Consider the following 17240-nt stretch of genomic DNA (forward strand, 5'->3'; position numbering starts at 1 on the left):
AGCCCGTCAGTCCCCGCGCTTGCGGGCCTTCTCCGCCTGCCGCTGCGCCGCCCGGCGTTCGGACCGGTTTCCCTGACCGCCGCCGTTGTTGCCGCCGCCCTGGGCCTTCGCCGGCTGCCGACGCCCGCCGTTGCCGCCGCCGCGCACCGCCTCGCCGCCGTCCTCGTCGGGGCCGCTGTAGCGCAGGTTCTCCGGCTGCCGCCGGGCGCCACCGAACACGGCGGGCAGCACGGTCGTGGCGTCGTCGTCGGGCTGCGGACGACCGTTCCCGTTGCCGTTGGTCCCGTTGCGGGTCGGGGCCGGGGCCGGGGCCGGGGTCACCGGAACCTCGCGGGTGACGGCCGCGTCGTCGGGCACCTGCACCGGCACCGGCGCGGGCTCCGGTTCCGCAACCTGGACCTGGACCTGGAACAGGTGTCCGACCGTCTCCTCCTTGATGCCCTCGAGCATCCGGGAGAACATGTCGAAACCCTCGCGCTGGTACTCGATCAGCGGGTCGCGCTGGGCCATCGCCCGCAGACCGATGCCCTCCTTGAGGTAGTCCATCTCATAGAGGTGCTCGCGCCACTTGCGGTCCATGACCTGCAGCAGGATCTGGCGCTCCAGCTCCCGCATGCCGCCCTGCTCACCGATCAGCGTGTCGATCTCGGCCTCGCGCTTCTCGTAGGCCTCCTGCGCGTCGGGCAGCAGCTCCGCGAGCAACGCCTCCGACGTCAGGTCGTCGATGTCGCCGTCGTCGACCAGGTCCTTCCAGCGCAGCGACACCGGGTAGATGGTGCGCAGCGCCGTCCACAGCCGGTCGAGGTTCCAGTCCTCGGCGTAGCCTTCCGAGGTCTCGCCTCTGACGTAGGCGGTCACGACGTCGTCGAGCATGTTGCGGACCTCGTCGCGGACCTCCTCGCCGTTGAGCACGCGGCGGCGCTCGTCGTAGATGACGGTGCGTTGCTGGTTGAGGACCTCGTCGTACTTCAGGACGTTCTTGCGGATCTCGAAGTTCTGCTGCTCGACCTGGGTCTGCGCCGACCGGATGGCCTTGGTGACCATGCCCGCCTCGATCGGGACGTCGTCGGGCAGGTTGAGCCGGTTCATGATCGACTCGACGAGCTGGCCGTTGAAGCGGCGCATGAGCTCGTCACCCAGCGACAGGTAGAACCGCGACTCGCCCGGGTCGCCCTGGCGCCCGGACCGACCACGCAGCTGGTTGTCGATGCGACGCGACTCGTGGCGCTCGGTGCCCAGCACGTACAGGCCGCCCGCGTCGCGGACCTCCTCGGCGTCGGCCACCACCTGCTGCTCGGCCTCCGCGAGCGCCGCGTCCCAGGCCGCCTCGTACTCGTCGGGCGTCGACACCGGGTCGAGCCCGCGGGCCCGCAGCTCCAGATCGGCGATGAACTCGGGGTTCCCGCCGAGCATGATGTCGGTACCGCGGCCGGCCATGTTCGTCGCGACGGTGACTGCACCCGGCACACCCGCCTGCGCGACGATCGCCGCCTCGCGCTCGTGGTGCTTGGCGTTGAGGACCTCGTGCGGGACCTGGAGCTGAACGAGCAGCTTCGACAGGTACTCCGACGTCTCGACGCTCGTCGTGCCGACCAGCACCGGCTGACGCTTCTCGAACTTCTCGGCGATGTCCTCGGCCACCGCGGCGAACTTCGCCTGCTCCGTCTTGAAGATGACGTCGCCCTGGTCCTGACGGACCATCGGCCGGTTCGTCGGGATGGTGACGACACCCAGCTTGTAGATCTGGTGCAGCTCCGCCGCCTCGGTCTGGGCGGTACCGGTCATGCCGGAGAGCTTGTCGTAGAGCCGGAAGTAGTTCTGCAGCGTGATCGTCGCGAGCGTCTGGTTCTCGGCCTGGACCTCGACGCCCTCCTTCGCCTCCAGCGCCTGGTGCATACCCTCGTTGTAGCGGCGGCCCGCCAGCACGCGGCCGGTGAACTCGTCGACGATCATCACCGCGCCGTCGCGGACGATGTAGTCCTTGTCCTTCTTGAACAGCTCCTTGGCCTTGATGGCGTTGTTCAGGTAGCCGACCAGGGGGGTGTTCGCGGCCTCGTAGAGGTTGTCGATGCCCAGCTGGTCCTCGACCAGCTCGACACCCTCCTCGGTGACGCCGACGGTGCGCTTGCGCTCGTCGACCTCGTAGTGGGTGTCGCGCTTGAACATCGGCGCCATCCGCGCGAACTCCTGGTACCAGCGGGCGCTCTGCTCCGCCGGGCCGGAGATGATCAGCGGGGTGCGGGCCTCGTCGATGAGGATCGAGTCCGCCTCGTCGACGATCGCGAAGAAGTGGCCGCGCTGGACGAGGTCGTCGGACTTCCAGGCCATGTTGTCGCGCAGGTAGTCGAAACCGAACTCGTTGTTCGTGCCGTAGGTGACGTCGCAGCCGTACTGCTCGCGCCGCTCCGTGGGGGTCATCTCCGAGAGGATCACGCCGACCGTGAGCCCCAGGAAGCGGTGGACGCGGCCCATCTTCTCCGCGTCCCGCTTGGCCAGGTAGTCGTTCACGGTGACGACGTGCACGCCCTGCCCGGCGATCGCGTTCAGGTACGACGGCAGCACACAGGTCAGGGTCTTGCCCTCACCGGTACGCATCTCGGCGACGTTTCCCAGGTGCAGCGCGGTACCACCCATGACCTGCACCGGGTAGGGACGCTGCCCCAGCGTCCGGCTCGCGCCCTCGCGGACGACGGCGAACGCCTCCGGCAGCAGCTCGTCGAGCGACTCACCGGCCTCGTGGCGCTCCCGGAACTCCTCGGTCTTCGCCCGCAGCTCCGCATCGGTCAGGTCCTGCATGTCGGCCTCGAGCGAGTCGACGTGGTCGGCGATCCGGCCCAGCCGCTTCACCAGCTTCGTCTCGCCGGCTCGGAGCAGACGGTTCAGGAACGACACTGGTCGACCTCATTCACGATCTCGGCACGGGCACTGGACACGGCACGGGCGGACTGCGGGCCCGCGGGCGTTGCGGGCGCCGGACCGCGGCCCGGCTGAGCCCATGGTAGAGGCACCCGGGCAATGGCGGCCCCGCAGCGCCGACGGGGGTGGCCCGGCGCGCACGGATGTGCGGCCGGACCACCCCCGCGGGTGATCGTCGCCGGTGTCAGCTGCCGAGTCGGATGAGCCCGTAGTCGTACCCGCGGCGCCGGTAGACGACGCTCGGTTCACCGCTGTCGGAGTCGGAGAAGAGGTAGAAGTCGTGCCCCACCAGCTCCATGCGGGCCAGTGCGTCGTCGACGGTCATCGGCTGCGACGTGTGCACCTTGCGGCGCACGACGCGGCCGGGACACGGATCGGGATCGTCGACGCCCACGCCGTTGTAGACGGCGGCCAGCGCCTCGACCTCGTGCATCTCGCGCTCGACGAGGTCGTGGTCGCCCTCCCCGTGGTGGCCGTTCAGGTTCTCGTCGTGGGATCGGGGCGCCGGTATCGGGAACTCGCCGGTGGGCAGCTCCTCGACCATGAGGTCGGGCAGCTCCTCGGTGATGGTCGCGCCGCCGCGGCCCGACACCGTGCGGGACCGGCGGCCGCCGACCCTTCGCCGGTCGTGCGAGCGACGGAGCCGGCCTTCCAGCTTCGAGATCGCGAGATCCAGCGCGGCGTAGAAGTCCTTCGCCGTGGCCTCGGCGCGGGCGACTGTCCCGCAGCCGCCGCGGCCGGTGATCTCGACGCGCTGACAGGTCTTGAGCTGTCTGCGGTTCGGCTCGTGGAAGAGCTCGACGTGCATTCCCATCATCTTGTGGTCGTACCGCTCGAGGCGACCGACCTTGTCGGTGACATGGACCCTGAAATGGGTCGGCACCTCGACGTTACGGCCGGTGACGACGATCTCCACTAGGACATCCCTCGCTTTCGACGTCGATTCGACGGTCAGGCAAAGCGACCGGGGGCCAGTACCCCGGTCACGCAAACGGCGTCAGGCGTACCTCCCGGAGGGGGACGGGGACTGTTGGGAGAGCACCGTAGCCCGGATCACGATTCGGCAACAGGGGTCGATTGGCAGACTCGCTGACCCGTGTGGTATCGGCGAATGACATTCCCTGCGGCTGTCCGGGGCGGTAACGTCCGGTGTCCGTGCGGTTGCCGACGGTTGTCGACCCGCGGCGATTCGTCCCGGTCCCGCACCGTCTGCGGCACCCGCCACGCGGACCACCTCCCCGACGCTCTCTCCCGCCGGCCCTCGCGCCCCGTGCTGCCGTCTCGTGTCGACGCCCTGCACCGCCTGCCGTCGGTACGGCTGCCGGCGCCTACCCCGCGGTCGCGTCGCACAACACCAGAGCCGCTACCGGGACAACGTCCGAGGCCTCCAGGGAGTGCCTGCACGCCCGCAACGTCGCGCCCGTGGTGATCACGTCGTCGACGAGCATGACCCGCGCGCCCGGGGGCGGGAGGCCGGAGGTGACGGTGCGCAGCCGCCCCGCGAGGTTGGCGGCCCGCTGCGCGGCGTCGAGCCCGACCGAGTCGGCGACGCCGCCCGTCAGGGCCAGGCCGGGAGCCACGGCGACCTCGGCCCCGGCCCGGGCGAGGGCGGCCGCGAGGTGCTCGCAGAGGCGCCGCACATGGTCGCCCCCGCGCTCGCGCGCCGCACCTGCCCGCGACGGCGCCGGGACCAGCCAGCCGGGCGGGCGGCCGCGAGCCCCGGTCCACGACGGCCCCGGCCACGTGGCCGGCGGCATGGACGTGCCGATCGCGGCGGCGAGCATCCCGGCGAGGACCGGCGCGAGGTCGCGACGGCCACGTTCCTTGTAGGCGATCAGCGCCCGGCGCAACGGACCGCCGTAGCGGCCGGCCGCGAGCACCGGCGGCCCGCCGCGCCCACTCACCCAGCGGGGTGGACCGGTGCAGGCCGCGCAGGCCGGGCACCAGCCGGGCCCCGGAGCGGCGCAGCCCGCGCAGCCGCCGGGCAGCAACAGGTCGAGCAGGGCGGGCACCAACCCGCCGGCCTGCAGGCGGGACCGCGGCCGGGCGCGGCCGGAGCGGGACGTCGTGGTCATGGCGCGAGCGTGCCCGGCCGCGCCGACCGTCGGGTCACGCTCGGCCACCACGGACCCGAGTTGTCCACAAGCACGCGCTCACCAGCCGGTCCTGTGGACAACTCCCCACGAGGTCCGGTGGCCGGGGTACAACGGTCCGGCCCAGGAGAGGGACTCCCCGGAGGGAGTCAGCCCGGATAGAAGGGAACGGCGTCGGACATCCCTCCCGCCACCAGGCGCCACGTGTCGAGCTGTCCGCCCGAGAAGCTCCACACCCCGCCCTGGTCCACCACGAGCAGCGGCCGGTTCGGAGCGGCCGCGACCGCCCGCAGCGGCGGCGTCAGGTTGCTGCCCGACACCGAGTCCAGAGCGAGCCCGTCGGCCGACACCAGCGACACCGCCCGGTCGCTTCGTGCGCTGACGACCACGACCGTGTCGGTCGACCGCCAGTCGACCGCGACGGCGTCACCGAGCTCACCCGGCCGCAGCAGCCGCGCGCTGCGCAACGTCACCGACCCGTCCGCCGCCCGCGCGACCGACGCGGTCACGACCCGCCCACCCACGACCGCGGCGACGCGCATCCCGTCCCGCGACATCCGGAAGGAGGTGACCGCCCCGCCCACGGCGGTGATGGCCGAGGCGTCGACCGGTGCCCGCCGCGGCGGCGCGCCGGCATCCGTCACGACCCGCGCGACCGTCCCGTCAGCGACCGTCCAGACCTCCGAGCCGCCGGGCGCCCACGTCGGCCGGGTCAGGACGGTTCCGGTGACGTCGGTGCCCTGCAGCGGCTTGTCGCCCTCGCCGACGATCAGCCGGCTCCGGGTGCCCTCCCGCGACACCACGGCCTGACGGCCCCCGTCGGGCGTGATGGCAGCCGTGGCGATGTCGAAGGCGCCGTTGCCCGCCTGGCCCGCCACCGGGCCGCCGGGGTCGTCGCCGCCCAGCTTGCGGACGCGCCCGCCCGTCGTCACCAGCGCCGGCTGCTGCGGGGCCGTGGCGTCCGCGGCGCCGGCCGAGGCGGAGGCCACCTCGGCGCGCGTGATGTCCGGGGTCGCGGCCAGCACGGGGGCACCGTCGATCAGCAGCCGGACGCGGGTGGCGTTGACCTCTGACAGCGTCAGCACGACCTGGGCGGCCAGCAGCCTGCGGCCGGCGTCGTCGAGGGTGCCGACGCCGGTGAGGTCGACGACGAGCCCGCCGTCGGCGGTCTCGGTGACGTTCGAGGTGAGCGACGCCGTCTCGGGCAACCGGGTCGCGACGGCGCCCGCCAGCGCGGGCGACGGCCCGTCGAGCAGCATGTCGACCACCCGCGCGGCCTGCGCCTTCGCGGGGACGGCCGGCAGGTATCGCAGGTCGGGGACGACCACCGAGCGGGCGGGGTCGACGAAGTACACCTTGACCGAGCGGTAGTTGGATCGCAGGTCCGAGAGCCGGACGAACACACCCGGCGGGACGGCGGAGATGCGCCACTGACCGTCACGGCGTACGGCGGTGACGTCGGCCTCGACGGGTGCCTCGCCGGGCTCGAACGCGCCGGACGCGGTGAGCGTGCCGATCCGGGTGCCGCGGATCCGGACGGTCGTGGTGTCGCTGCCGGTCGCGACGGGCACGGTGCCGAACTGCTCGTCGAGCACGGTGACCGACGCGCCGTCGTCCCAGTTGCCTGCCTCGGGCGCGAGGAACCGCCGGGCGGCGCCGTGCCGGTCGGCGCTGCTGCCGGAGGCGTAGACGAAGCCGCGGACGAGGTCGAGAGGGTTGGTGCCGTCGACGGGGCCGGGCGGCGCGGGTGGGGCCTCGCCGTCGCTGACCTTGCGCAGGACCTGCACCGACGACTCGCCGGGGACGGTCGCGCACGCGGACACACCGACGGCGAGGACGGCGAGCAGCACGACGAGGACCGCCCGCGCCCGCGGGCCGTTCATCGCCGCATCCCGGGCCGGGAGGCGGGCGGGGCGCCGTGGACACCTGCGGCGTCGTCGGAACCGTCGCGGAACTGGCCGATCGGGGTCCCGAGCGGGGGCGTCGGCACGGAGTTCGTCTCTTCGGGGCGGGTGCCGTCGGGACCGAGCGGCAGCGGGCTGGACACCAGCTTGCCGCCGACGTCGCGGGGCAGTGTCAGGCGGAACGTCGATCCCCGGCCCGGGGTGCCCCACGCCTGCAGCCAGCCGCCGTGCAGCCGCGCGTCCTCCAGGCTGATCGACAGGCCCAGGCCGCTGCCGCCGCTGCGCCGGGCCCGCGACTCCTCGGCCCGCCAGAACCGGTTGAACACCAGCCCGGCCTCGCCGGGCCGCAGCCCGACACCGTGGTCGCGGACGGCGACGGCGACCCCGACGGCGTCGCCGCGCAGTGTCACCTCGACGGGCCGGCCCTCGCCGTGGTCGAGGGCGTTGGCGACGAGGTTGCGCACGATCCGCTCGACGCGTCGCGAGTCGACCTCGGCGAACACCCCGGTCGGCAGGTCGAGCACGAGCGAGGTCCCGCTCTCCTCGGCGAGCCCGCGGACGGCCTCGACGGCCCGCGAGACGACGCCGTGCATGTCGAGCCGTTCGGCGCCGAGCTCGGCGACACCCGCGTCGAGACGGCTGATCTCGAGCAGGTCGGCGAGCAGGGCCTCGAAGCGGTCGAGCTCGTTGACGAGCAGCTCGCTGCTGCGGCGCAGCGCGGGCAGGAGCTCGTCGCGGGAGGCGTAGAGGACGTCGGCGGCCATCCGGACCGTCGTCAGCGGGGTGCGCAGCTCGTGGGAGACGTCGGAGGTGAAGCGGCGCTGCAGGGCGCCGAACTCCTCGAGCTGGCGGATCTGGCTCTGGATGCTGGAGGCCATCTCGTTGTAGGACTCGCCGAGGCGCGCCATCTCGTCGTCGCCACGGACGGGCATGCGCTCGTCGAGGTGCCCGTCTGCGAACCGCTCGGCGACCTCGGCCGCCTGCCGTACCGGCCGCACGACCTGTCGCGTCACGAGGCTGGTGATGGCGGCGAGCAGGATGATCAGCACGAGCCCGGAGACGATGAGCGTCGACTGCACGAGGCCGAGGGTCCGTTGCTCGGCGTCGAGCGGGAAGAGCAGGTAGAACTGCAGGTCGCGGCCCGCGGTGGTGACGGGCTCGCCGATGATCAGCGTCGGGGTGTCGCCGACGGTGACGTACTTGCGCGCGAGCCCACCCGCGGTGACAGCGGCGGCCATGTCGGCGGGGATGTCGGCGACGGTGCCCGCCGACACCGGGGATCCGGCGGCGCCGGGGGTGTCGCCCGTGGTCAGGACGGCCCGGAACTCACCGGCGGTGGGCGATCCTGGCTGGTCGGCGATGCTCGAGTTGGTGAGCTGTTCGAGCGCGTTGGTCAGCGTCGCCTGAGCGCCCTCGCGATCGGGGTCGACCCCGGCGAGGTCGCGTTCGAGCACGCCACGGGCCGACTCGGTCTGCGCGACCGCGGCGTCGAACTTGCCCTGGACGAGCCGGTCGGCGATCTGGGTCTGCAGCACGAGGCCGAGGACGAGGACCACGGCCGTCGACAACGCGAGCGTCGACACTGCGACGCGCAGCTGAAGCGAGCGCCGCCAGGCGACGGCGAAGGCGTTGCGGACCTCGGTGACGCCCAGGATCGTGGCGTGGACGACCGCGGCCGCCCGGCGCCCCGGACCTGTCCGCCCGATCCTGCGCCCGGTCCGGCCGAGCAGTCTGCCGCCCGCGCGGGCGCCGTCGATCAGCCCCACCGCTGGGGCCCGGCGATCACGGCGGGCCGGCCTTGTACCCGACCCCGCGCACGGTCAGCACGACCTCGGGGTGCTCGGGGTCGCGCTCGACCTTGGAGCGCAGTCGCTGGACGTGCACGTTGACCAGGCGGGTGTCGGCGGCGTGGCGGTAGCCCCACACCTGCTCGAGCAGGACCTCGCGGGTGAACACCTGGCGCGGCTTGCGCGCGAGGGCGACGAGCAGGTCGAACTCCAGCGGCGTCAGCGCGATGGGTGCGCCGCCGCGGGTGACCTGGTGGGCGGGGACGTCGATGTCGACGTCGCCGATCGAGAGCTGCTCGGCGGGCTCGTTCTCCACACGGCGCACGCGGGCGCGGATGCGCGCGACGAGCTCCTTGGGCTTGAACGGCTTGACGACGTAGTCGTCGGCGCCGGACTCCAGGCCCAGGACGATGTCGACGGTGTCGCTCTTCGCCGTGAGCATGACGATCGGGACGCCGGACTCCGACCGGATGGCCCGGCAGACGTCGATGCCGTTCATGCCGGGCAGCATGAGGTCGAGCAGCACGACGTCGGGCCGCAGCTCGCGGACGGCGGGCAGGGCCTTCGTCCCGTCACCGACGACGGCGGTGTCGAAGCCCTCCCCGCGCAGAACGATGGTCAGCATCTCGGCCAGTGCCGGGTCGTCGTCGACCACCAGAACGCGCGACTTCATGCGCGCAGCATCCCATCACCCTGCGACACGCCCGGTCGCGGGCCGGGTCACGCCCGGGTGATACGTACGGCGAGTGCGGTGGCGTCGACGCGCGCGGTCCCGTCGACGACCTCCCAGCCCGACAGCCACGACGTCGCGGCGAGCTGCGCGTAGACCGCGCCGGTGCGGGCCTGCAGGGCGTCGTCGGACTCGTAGGCGTCGCGGTCACGCCCCGTCTCGGTCAGCGAGCGGCCCAGCGCCCGCTCCGCGGCGACCTCCCGCGGCACCTGCAGCAGCAGCTGCAGGTCGGGGACGGGCAGTCCGAAGCGGTCGATCTCCAGCTCCCGGACCCAGGCGACGACCTCGCCCGCGGCGTCCTGGTGCAGGCGCGCGGCGTTGTAGGCGGCGTTGGAGGCGACGTAGCGGTCGACGATCACGACGTCGTGCGCGGCCAGCAGGCCGGTGATCGTGGGGATCGCGGCGCGGCGGTCGAGGGCGAAGAGGACGGCCATGCCGTGCACGGAGGCGGACAGGTCGCCCAGGCGGCCGTAGAGGGCGTCGCGGGCGAGCTCGGCGTGCACGTCGTCGTCGTAGCGCGGGAACGCGAGCCGGGCGGTGGAGGCGCCGTCCGCGGCGAGCGCAGCGCACAGCCCGTCGGTCAACGTGCGTTTCCCGGCCCCGTCGAGCCCTTCGATGACGATCAGCCGGCCCATGCGGCGGAACCTATCCGGCCGCCCCGAGGGACCGGACCGCGGGCCAGCTCGCGGCGAACCCCGGGTGCAGGGCGACGTCGTCGAGACCCGCGACCGGTGTCCACCCGAACTCGACGCTCTCCAGGCCGCGCACGCCGACCGGGGCCATCGCGGGCAACCACAACGCGACGGTGGTGTAGGACCAGCCGCCGTGGTCGTCGACGAACTCGCCGGCCACGGTGACGCCGGTGACAACGAGGTCGGACTCCTCGGTGACCTCGCGGCGGGCCGCGTCCTCGGCGGACTCGCCGAGGTCGCGGGCCCCGCCGGGGATGCCCCAGGTGCCGCCGTGGTGGCTCCACGACGCGCGGTGCTGCAGCAGCACCCAGTCGGTCCCGCCGGGGTCGCGATGGCGGGCGAGCAGGCCGGCCGCACCATGGATCCCCCAGTGCTTGTGGCCCTGGGAGCAGTACGTCCAGCCGTCACCCGAGTGCGGCGCGACCCCGGCGGTCACCGTGCGATGCCGGTCAGTAGCGGTAGTGCTCGGGCTTGAAGGGGCCCTCGACGTCGACACCGATGTACTCGGCCTGGTCCTTGGTGAGCTTGGTCAGCTCGCCGCCCAGAGCCAGCACGTGGATCTTCGCGACCTTCTCGTCGAGGATCTTCGGCAGCCGGTAGACGTCGTTGTTGTACTCGTCGCGCTTGGTGAACAGCTCGATCTGTGCGATGACCTGGTTCGCGAAGCTGTTGCTCATCACGAACGACGGGTGCCCGGTCGCGTTGCCCAGGTTCATCAGCCGGCCCTCCGACAGCACGATGATCGTGTGCCCGTCGGGGAAGACCCACTCGTCGACCTGCGGCTTGATGTTGACCTTGTGGATGCCCGGGATGCGGCCCAGCCCGGCCATGTCGATCTCGTTGTCGAAGTGCCCGACGTTGCCCAGGATCGACTGGTGCTTCATCTTCTTGAGCAGGTCGACGGTGACGATGTCCTTGTTGCCGGTCGTCGTGATGACGATGTCGGCCCGGTCGATGACGTCCTCCAGGCGCGCGACCTGGAAGCCCTCGAGCAGCGCCTGCAGGGCGCAGATCGGGTCGACCTCGGCGACGATGACGCGGGCGCCCTGCCCGGCCAGCGCCTCCGCGGAGCCCTTGCCCACGTCGCCGTAGCCCGCGACGACGGCGACCTTGCCGCCGATGAGGACGTCGGTGCCGCGGTTGAGGCCGTCGATCAACGAGTGGCGGATGCCGTACTTGTTGTCGAACTTGCTCTTCGTGACCGAGTCGTTGACGTTGATCGCCGGGAACAGCAGCAGCTCCTGCTCGGCGAGCTGGTAGAGCCGGTGCACACCGGTGGTGGTCTCCTCGGTGACGCCGCGGATGTCGGCAGCGACCCGCGTCCAGTACTGGCTGTCGGCGGCCAGGCTGCGGCGCAGGGTGTCGAGGATGATCCGGAACTCGTCGGCGACGGTGAGGTCGTCGTCGTCCACGGTCGGGACGACACCGGTCTTCTCGAACTCGACACCCTTGTGCACGAGCAGGGTGGCGTCGCCGCCGTCGTCGAGGATCATGTTCGGGCCGATGACCTGGCCGTTGTCGTCACGGAACGCGAACAGCTGCTCCGTGCACCACCAGTACTCCTCCAGCGTCTCGCCCTTCCAGGCGAACACCGGGACGCCCTTGGGCTCCTCGGGGGTACCGGTCGGGCCGACGACCGTCGCAGCCGCGGCGTGGTCCTGGGTGGAGAAGATGTTGCAGCTGACCCAGCGCACGTCGGCGCCCAGCGCGGTCAGCGTCTCGATCAGCACCGCGGTCTGCACGGTCATGTGCAGCGAGCCGGCGACGCGGGCACCGCGCAGCGGCTGCGCCTCGGCGTACTCGCGGCGCAGCGCCATCAGGCCGGGCATCTCGTGCTCGGCGAGCCGGATCTCCTTGCGCCCGAATTCGGTCAGTCCCAGATCCGCGACGGCGAACTCCAGGCCGTTGCGCTCCTGGCGCCGGGCTCCGGGGTCGGTCGTCGTCGTGTCCGTCACGCTCATCGGGTGGTCAGTCCTCCTCGTTGGCCGCACGCGGTCGGCGCGCGGCGGTCTTCCGTCCTGGATGCGGTGGGAGCGGCGTGTGCGATCCGTGACGCCGCGACGGAGGGGGACGTCATGTGGGCGGCCTCCTCCGACGAGTGAGGCGCCCTTTCAGCAATGGCCCGGTGGTCGAGCGTGGCGGACAGAGGTCCGTCGCAGCGCCCCTCGACACCGACTCAGCAATCGCTCCTCCAGCTTCGCCGCCCCGGGCGGCCGGTGTCAACTCGCGTCCCGAGGGGCGGACCGGCGGCCGGACGGGTCGGCGATGCCTGCGGGTGCGACCGGCGTGGGGTCAGCCGGGGAGGGCGACGTCGGCGATGTGGACCGCGACCCGGCCGGGCGCGACACCGAAGCGTCGTGTGGACGGCTGCGCCGACGCTGCGCTGCACGTCGCCTGCCACCAGCACGGCGGGTCGGCGGCCGTCGACGACGAGCATGACGTCGACGGTGATCGTGACCGCGTCCGTCACGGGGCCGACGCCCGCACGCCGACCTGGCCCTGCGACGCGCTACCGATGCGGGCGCGGACGGTCTCGACCAGTTCGTCGGCCGGCCCGGCGCGACCGCTCGTGCGACCCGGATCCCGGAGGCGCCACCGTCGGCCCGCCCCGCGACCCCCTGACCTCACCGACCCCTGACCTCACCGACCCCTGACCTCACCGACCCCTGACCTCACCGAACGGTCAGCCCAGCAGATGGTCCTGCAGCAGGGCCTCGGCGGCCACCTCGCGCGCGTTGGCGGCGAGCAGCCCGGCCGCGGCGAGGACGACGTCGTTGTCGACGACGACCCGCGCGCCGGCCAGGAACGTCGACAGCACCTCGTCGGCCCGCAGCGTCGACACGACCGACCGCAAGGCGTCGCGGTCCCGCTGGCGGAACACCCCGCCCGACAGGACGACGACGCCCGGCCGCTCGACGGCCTCCCCGTCGCGGGACGCGACGTGGCGGCGGACGGCGACGGCCGCGGCGAGGGCGGCGATCCGGCGGTCCTCGGCGGCACCGCCCGCGTCGCGAGGGATGTAGCCGGGTTCCGCGGCCATCCGTTCGACGGCCGGGGCGAGCAGGTCCGCCTCGATCGGGTCGACGAGGCCCTCGGTCTGCCCCTCGGTGAGCACCCCGGCGGCGGCGGCCCGCAGCCCGAGGTCGCCCTCGACCGTGCGGTGCAGCTCGCCGTCGGGGGTGGCGGCGTGCACGTCGGTGGTGGCGCAGCCGACGTCGACGAGCAGCACCCGGGACCCGGTGATCCGGGCGATCTCGGCGGCGCCGCGGGCGACGGCGTCGAGCGTCGTGGACCGGACCAGCCTGCGGAAGCGGGGTGCCGCGGCGGGCCCGCGGTCGCCGAGGACGTGCCCGGCGAAGACGTCGGCGACGGCACGCCGCGCCGGCCCGGCGACGACGGTGCCGATGACGGGCGCCACGTTGTCGCAGACCACGACGGTGCGACCGGTCCCGCGCAGCAGGGCGACCGCGTCGTCGCGGGCCTCGACGTTGCCCGCCAGGACGATCGGGTAGCGGATGCGGGCCCGGGCGAGGCGACCGGCGTTGTGCAGCAGCACCGACGGGTCGTCGCCGTCCGCGCCGCCCATGAGCAGCAGCGCGCCGGGGCGGCAGCCGCGGACGGTGCGGACGTCCTCGGCCGCGAGCGGCCCGGCGTGCACGTGCACGACCCGCGAGCCGACGGTCCGGGCGACGTGGTGCCCGGCGTCGGAGGCGGTCAGCGCGTCGGTGCCGATGACGGCGAGCCGCAGCCCGCCCCCCGCCGACGACGCGGCCAGCACCTCGGTCTCCCCCTCGATCCGGGTGGCGGCGGTGACCGCGCCGACGGCGGCGTCGACCCCCGCGAGCACGTCGCCGGTGGTGGTCGGGTGCTCGGCGAATCCCTGGATGGTCCCGTCGGATCGGACGAGGACGGCCTTCGTCCAGGTCGAGCCCACGTCGAGGCACACGGCGGCGCCGGCGGGGCGGTCCTGGGTCATGGCCGACGAGCCTACCTACCGCGGCCGCTCGGGCACCTCATGCGACGCGGTCGATCTTCGGTTCACACCGGGGTGTCCACCTGGTGGGAGCGCTGTGGGGAGCCCGAGCGGGCACGAACGACCCCCTGTCCGATGCGTCCGAAGCGGTAACGTGCCGGGCAGGCGGCGCCGACGCCGCCGGATGCGCCGTCAGGAGGTTTCATGCGCGGGCTCATGCAGAACCGGCCCCTCTCCCTGCCCCATGTCTTCCATCGTGCCGAGCAGTTGTTCGGGCACAAGACGATCGTGACCGCCACCGTCACCGGGCGCACCCGCACCACGATCGCCGACTGGGCGGTCCGGGTCCGCAGGCTGGCCACCGCGCTCGACACCCTCGGGGTGAGCGCCGACGGCCGCGTCGGCACCTTCTGCTGGAACACCGACCGCCACCTCGAGCTGTACATGGCCGCGCCGTGCACGGGCCGCGTCCTGCACACGTTGAACATCCGGCTCTTCCCCGAGCAGCTCGTCTACATCGCCGAGCACGCCGCCGACGAGGTCGTGTTCGTCGACCGTTCGCTGCTCCCACTGCTCCTGCCCCTGATCGACAAGATGCCGACCGTGCAGCGCTACATCGTCATCGACGACGGCGCCGACCACGCCGTCCCCGACGACGAGCGTTTCCTCGACTACGAGGAGCTCCTCGCGGCGTCCGAGCCGTTCGCGGGCCGTTTCCGCGTCGACGACGAGAACACCGCCGCGGCCATGTGCTACACCTCCGGCACCACGGGCAACCCGAAGGGCGTCGTCTACTCGCACCGCTCGTCGGTGCTGCACTCGTTCTTCACCCTCACCGCCGACGGGCCCGCGCTGTCGGAGCACGACGTCGTCATGCCGGTCGTGCCGATGTTCCACGCCAACGCCTGGGGCCTGCCGTACGGCATCCTGCTGGCCGGCGCCGACACCGTCTTCCCGGGCCCCAACATGACCCCGGACGCGATCCTCGAGCTGCTGGCGTCGGAGAAGGTGACCGTCACCGGTGGCGTCCCCACCATCTGGATGGGTGCGCTTCCCAAGCTCGGTGACCACGACCTGTCGTCGCTGCGCACGATCCTGTGCGGCGGCTCGGCGGTGCCGAAGTCGCTGTCGGAGGCCTACCGCAAGGCCATCGGCATCCCCATGCTGCAGGCGTGGGGCATGACCGAGACCAGCCCGATCGCGACGACCGGGGTCATGCGGACCCACCACGACGCCCTCGACGAGGAGGGTCGCGCCGACGTCCGGGCCCGGCAGGGGCAGCCCGTGCCGCTGGTGGAGCTGCGGATCGTCGATCCCGACTCCGGCGAGGAGCAGCCGTGGGACGACGTCGCGACCGGTGAGGTCCAGGCCGCCGGGCCGTGGATCGCGTCGGAGTACTACCGCGGCGAGGGCGGGGGGACGCAGTTCACCGAGGACGGCTGGCTGCGCACCGGCGACGTCGCGACGGTCGACCGCTACGGCAACTTCCGGCTCGTCGACCGCACGAAGGACCTGATCAAGTCCGGCGGCGAGTGGATCTCCTCGGTCGAGCTGGAGAACGAGATCATGGCCCACCCCGCGGTCGCGGAGGCCGCGGTCATCGCGATCCCCCACCAGAAGTGGGTCGAGCGGCCGCTGGCCTGCATCGTCGTGAAGCCGGGGCAGTCGGTGACCAAGGACGAGCTCATCGCGTTCCTGGAGCCGCGCGTCGCGAAGTGGTGGCTGCCCGACGCCGTCGAGCTGATCGACGAGGTGCCCAAGACGTCGGTGGGCAAGTTCTCGAAGAAGACGTTGCGCGACAAGTTCTCCGGCTACCGGATCGACGCCCCCGACCCCGCGGGCGGCTGACACTCCCGGCAGGCACGACCTCCGACGGCCCGGACCGCACCCGCGGTCCGGGCCGTCGCTCGTGTTGATCGGCGAGCCCGGGTACGACCATCCGCCCGGGCTCGATGGCGTCCACCCGAGTTCCCCTCCGCTGGGCACATCTCCTGTCGTGCGTTAATGTCCAGACATTTAGGCGGCCACGTCCTACATGCCGGACCGGAGGTGCGGATGACAGGCTGGGTGCACGGGTCGGGGCACGGCTGGGCGTGGTCGAGGCCTGCCTGGGTCGAGACCGGGACGCGGCGAGGCCGGCGGACCGCGCCGGGACTCGCCGTCGCCGTGGCGATCGCGGTCGTCGCGACCGCGCTCGGCCGGCTGGTCCCCGTCGTCGGCGGGCCGGTGTTCGCGATCGTGCTCGGCGCCGCGGCCGGCGTGCTGCTCAAGCCCGGCGAGCGCCTCGTCCCCGGCATCGACGTCGCCGCCAAGCCGGTCCTGCAGCTGTCGATCGTCGTACTGGGCACCGGGTTGTCACTGCAGCAGGTCGTGCAGGTCGGAGCCGGCTCGCTGCCGGTCATGCTCGGCACGCTGGCGGTGGCGCTGGTCGGCGGCTGGCTGTTGGGGCGGGCACTGGGCGTCGGTGGCGGCACCCGCATCCTGATCTCGGTGGGCACCGGCATCTGCGGGGCGTCGGCCATCGCGGCGACCACCGCGGTCATCGACGCCAAGCGCCACGAGATCGCCTATGCGCTCGGCACGATCTTCGTCTTCAACGTGATCGCCGTGCTCACCTTCCCCGCGCTCGGCCACCTGATGGGCCTGAGCGACCAGGCGTTCGGCCTGTGGGCGGGCACCGCCGTCAACGACACGTCGTCGGTCGTGGCATCGGCGGTCGCCTACGGCGGGGACGCCTCGGGATACGCGATCGTCGTGAAACTGACGCGCACCCTGCTGCTGGTGCCGATCGTCCTGGCACTGGCGGTGTGGACGGCGAAGCGGGCCGCACGGTCGGAACCCGGCAGCGAGCGCGGGCTGCGCGACGTGCCGTGGCGCCGGGTCGTCCCGCTGTTCCTGATCGGCTTCCTGGCCGCCGCGACCCTCGACACCCTCGGCCTGGTCCCCGATGCGTGGCACCCTGCGCTGTCGCTGCTGGGGACGTTCCTGATCACGGTCGCGCTGGCCGGCGTCGGGCTGACCCTGCGCCCCACCGAGATCCGCGGCGCGGGACCACGGCCGCTGCTGCTCGGCGGGCTGCTGTGGGTCGCGGTCGCCGCGACGAGCCTCGGCCTGCAGGCGCTGACCGGGACCCTGTAGGCCGGCC

At 72.7% G+C, this 17240-nt stretch carries 12 protein-coding genes; 2 read left to right on the top strand and 10 right to left on the bottom strand.

Annotated elements, in window-relative coordinates; genetic code table 11:
* Positions 1-6: 6 nt before the first annotated feature.
* From secA to TOK_RS14595, 10 genes are all read right to left on the bottom strand, one after another.
* Positions 7-2892, bottom strand: coding sequence for a preprotein translocase subunit SecA (gene secA / locus TOK_RS14545; protein WP_098958384.1), 2886 nt, complete (start codon positions 2890-2892; stop codon positions 7-9).
* Between the two features lie 208 nt (positions 2893-3100).
* Entirely contained in the window at positions 3101-3832 is a 732-nt protein-coding gene (gene hpf, locus TOK_RS14550) for a ribosome hibernation-promoting factor, HPF/YfiA family (RefSeq protein WP_098958385.1), read from the bottom strand.
* A gap of 412 nt (positions 3833-4244) precedes the next feature.
* Positions 4245-4991 (bottom strand): ComF family protein, encoded by a 747-nt coding sequence (locus TOK_RS14555; RefSeq protein WP_253258386.1) that lies wholly within the window; start codon positions 4989-4991, stop codon positions 4245-4247.
* Positions 4992-5158: 167 nt separating this feature from the next.
* Positions 5159-6892: an LpqB family beta-propeller domain-containing protein gene (locus TOK_RS14560; RefSeq protein WP_098958386.1), complete on the bottom strand. Its 1734-nt coding sequence runs from the start codon at positions 6890-6892 to the stop codon at positions 5159-5161.
* Positions 6889-8679 (bottom strand): MtrAB system histidine kinase MtrB, encoded by a 1791-nt coding sequence (mtrB, locus tag TOK_RS14565; RefSeq protein WP_374754897.1) that lies wholly within the window; start codon positions 8677-8679, stop codon positions 6889-6891. Before mtrB ends, TOK_RS14560 begins: the two co-directional genes overlap by 4 nt.
* A gap of 16 nt (positions 8680-8695) precedes the next feature.
* Positions 8696-9373 (bottom strand): MtrAB system response regulator MtrA, encoded by a 678-nt coding sequence (gene mtrA, locus TOK_RS14570; protein WP_098958387.1) that lies wholly within the window; start codon positions 9371-9373, stop codon positions 8696-8698.
* A 47-nt stretch (positions 9374-9420) separates the two neighbouring features.
* Positions 9421-10065: a dTMP kinase gene (locus tag TOK_RS14575; protein WP_098958388.1), complete on the bottom strand. Its 645-nt coding sequence runs from the start codon at positions 10063-10065 to the stop codon at positions 9421-9423.
* Positions 10066-10075: 10 nt separating this feature from the next.
* The gene (locus tag TOK_RS14580; RefSeq protein WP_098958389.1) at positions 10076-10558 is read right to left on the bottom strand and encodes an NUDIX domain-containing protein; all 483 of its coding nucleotides are present in this window, start codon (positions 10556-10558) and stop codon (positions 10076-10078) included.
* A gap of 13 nt (positions 10559-10571) precedes the next feature.
* Positions 10572-12083, bottom strand: coding sequence for an adenosylhomocysteinase (gene ahcY / locus TOK_RS14585; protein WP_098958390.1), 1512 nt, complete (start codon positions 12081-12083; stop codon positions 10572-10574).
* A gap of 722 nt (positions 12084-12805) precedes the next feature.
* Complete coding sequence (locus TOK_RS14595) at positions 12806-14098, bottom strand: glutamate mutase L (RefSeq protein ID WP_098958392.1); 1293 nt, start codon at positions 14096-14098, stop codon at positions 12806-12808.
* 201 nt (positions 14099-14299) lie between these two features.
* On the opposite strand from TOK_RS14595, the gene TOK_RS14600 reads away from it, so the two are divergent.
* Together TOK_RS14600 and TOK_RS14605 are read left to right on the top strand one after the other, a co-directional pair.
* Positions 14300-15943: a long-chain fatty acid--CoA ligase gene (locus tag TOK_RS14600; RefSeq protein ID WP_098958393.1), complete on the top strand. Its 1644-nt coding sequence runs from the start codon at positions 14300-14302 to the stop codon at positions 15941-15943.
* Between the two features lie 207 nt (positions 15944-16150).
* Positions 16151-17233, top strand: a complete 1083-nt coding sequence (locus tag TOK_RS14605; protein ID WP_098958394.1) for a YeiH family protein — start codon at positions 16151-16153, stop codon at positions 17231-17233.
* Positions 17234-17240: the final 7 nt, after the last annotated feature.

It is taken from the genome of Pseudonocardia sp. N23, assembly GCF_002583555.1.
Taxonomy (GTDB): domain Bacteria; phylum Actinomycetota; class Actinomycetes; order Mycobacteriales; family Pseudonocardiaceae; genus Pseudonocardia.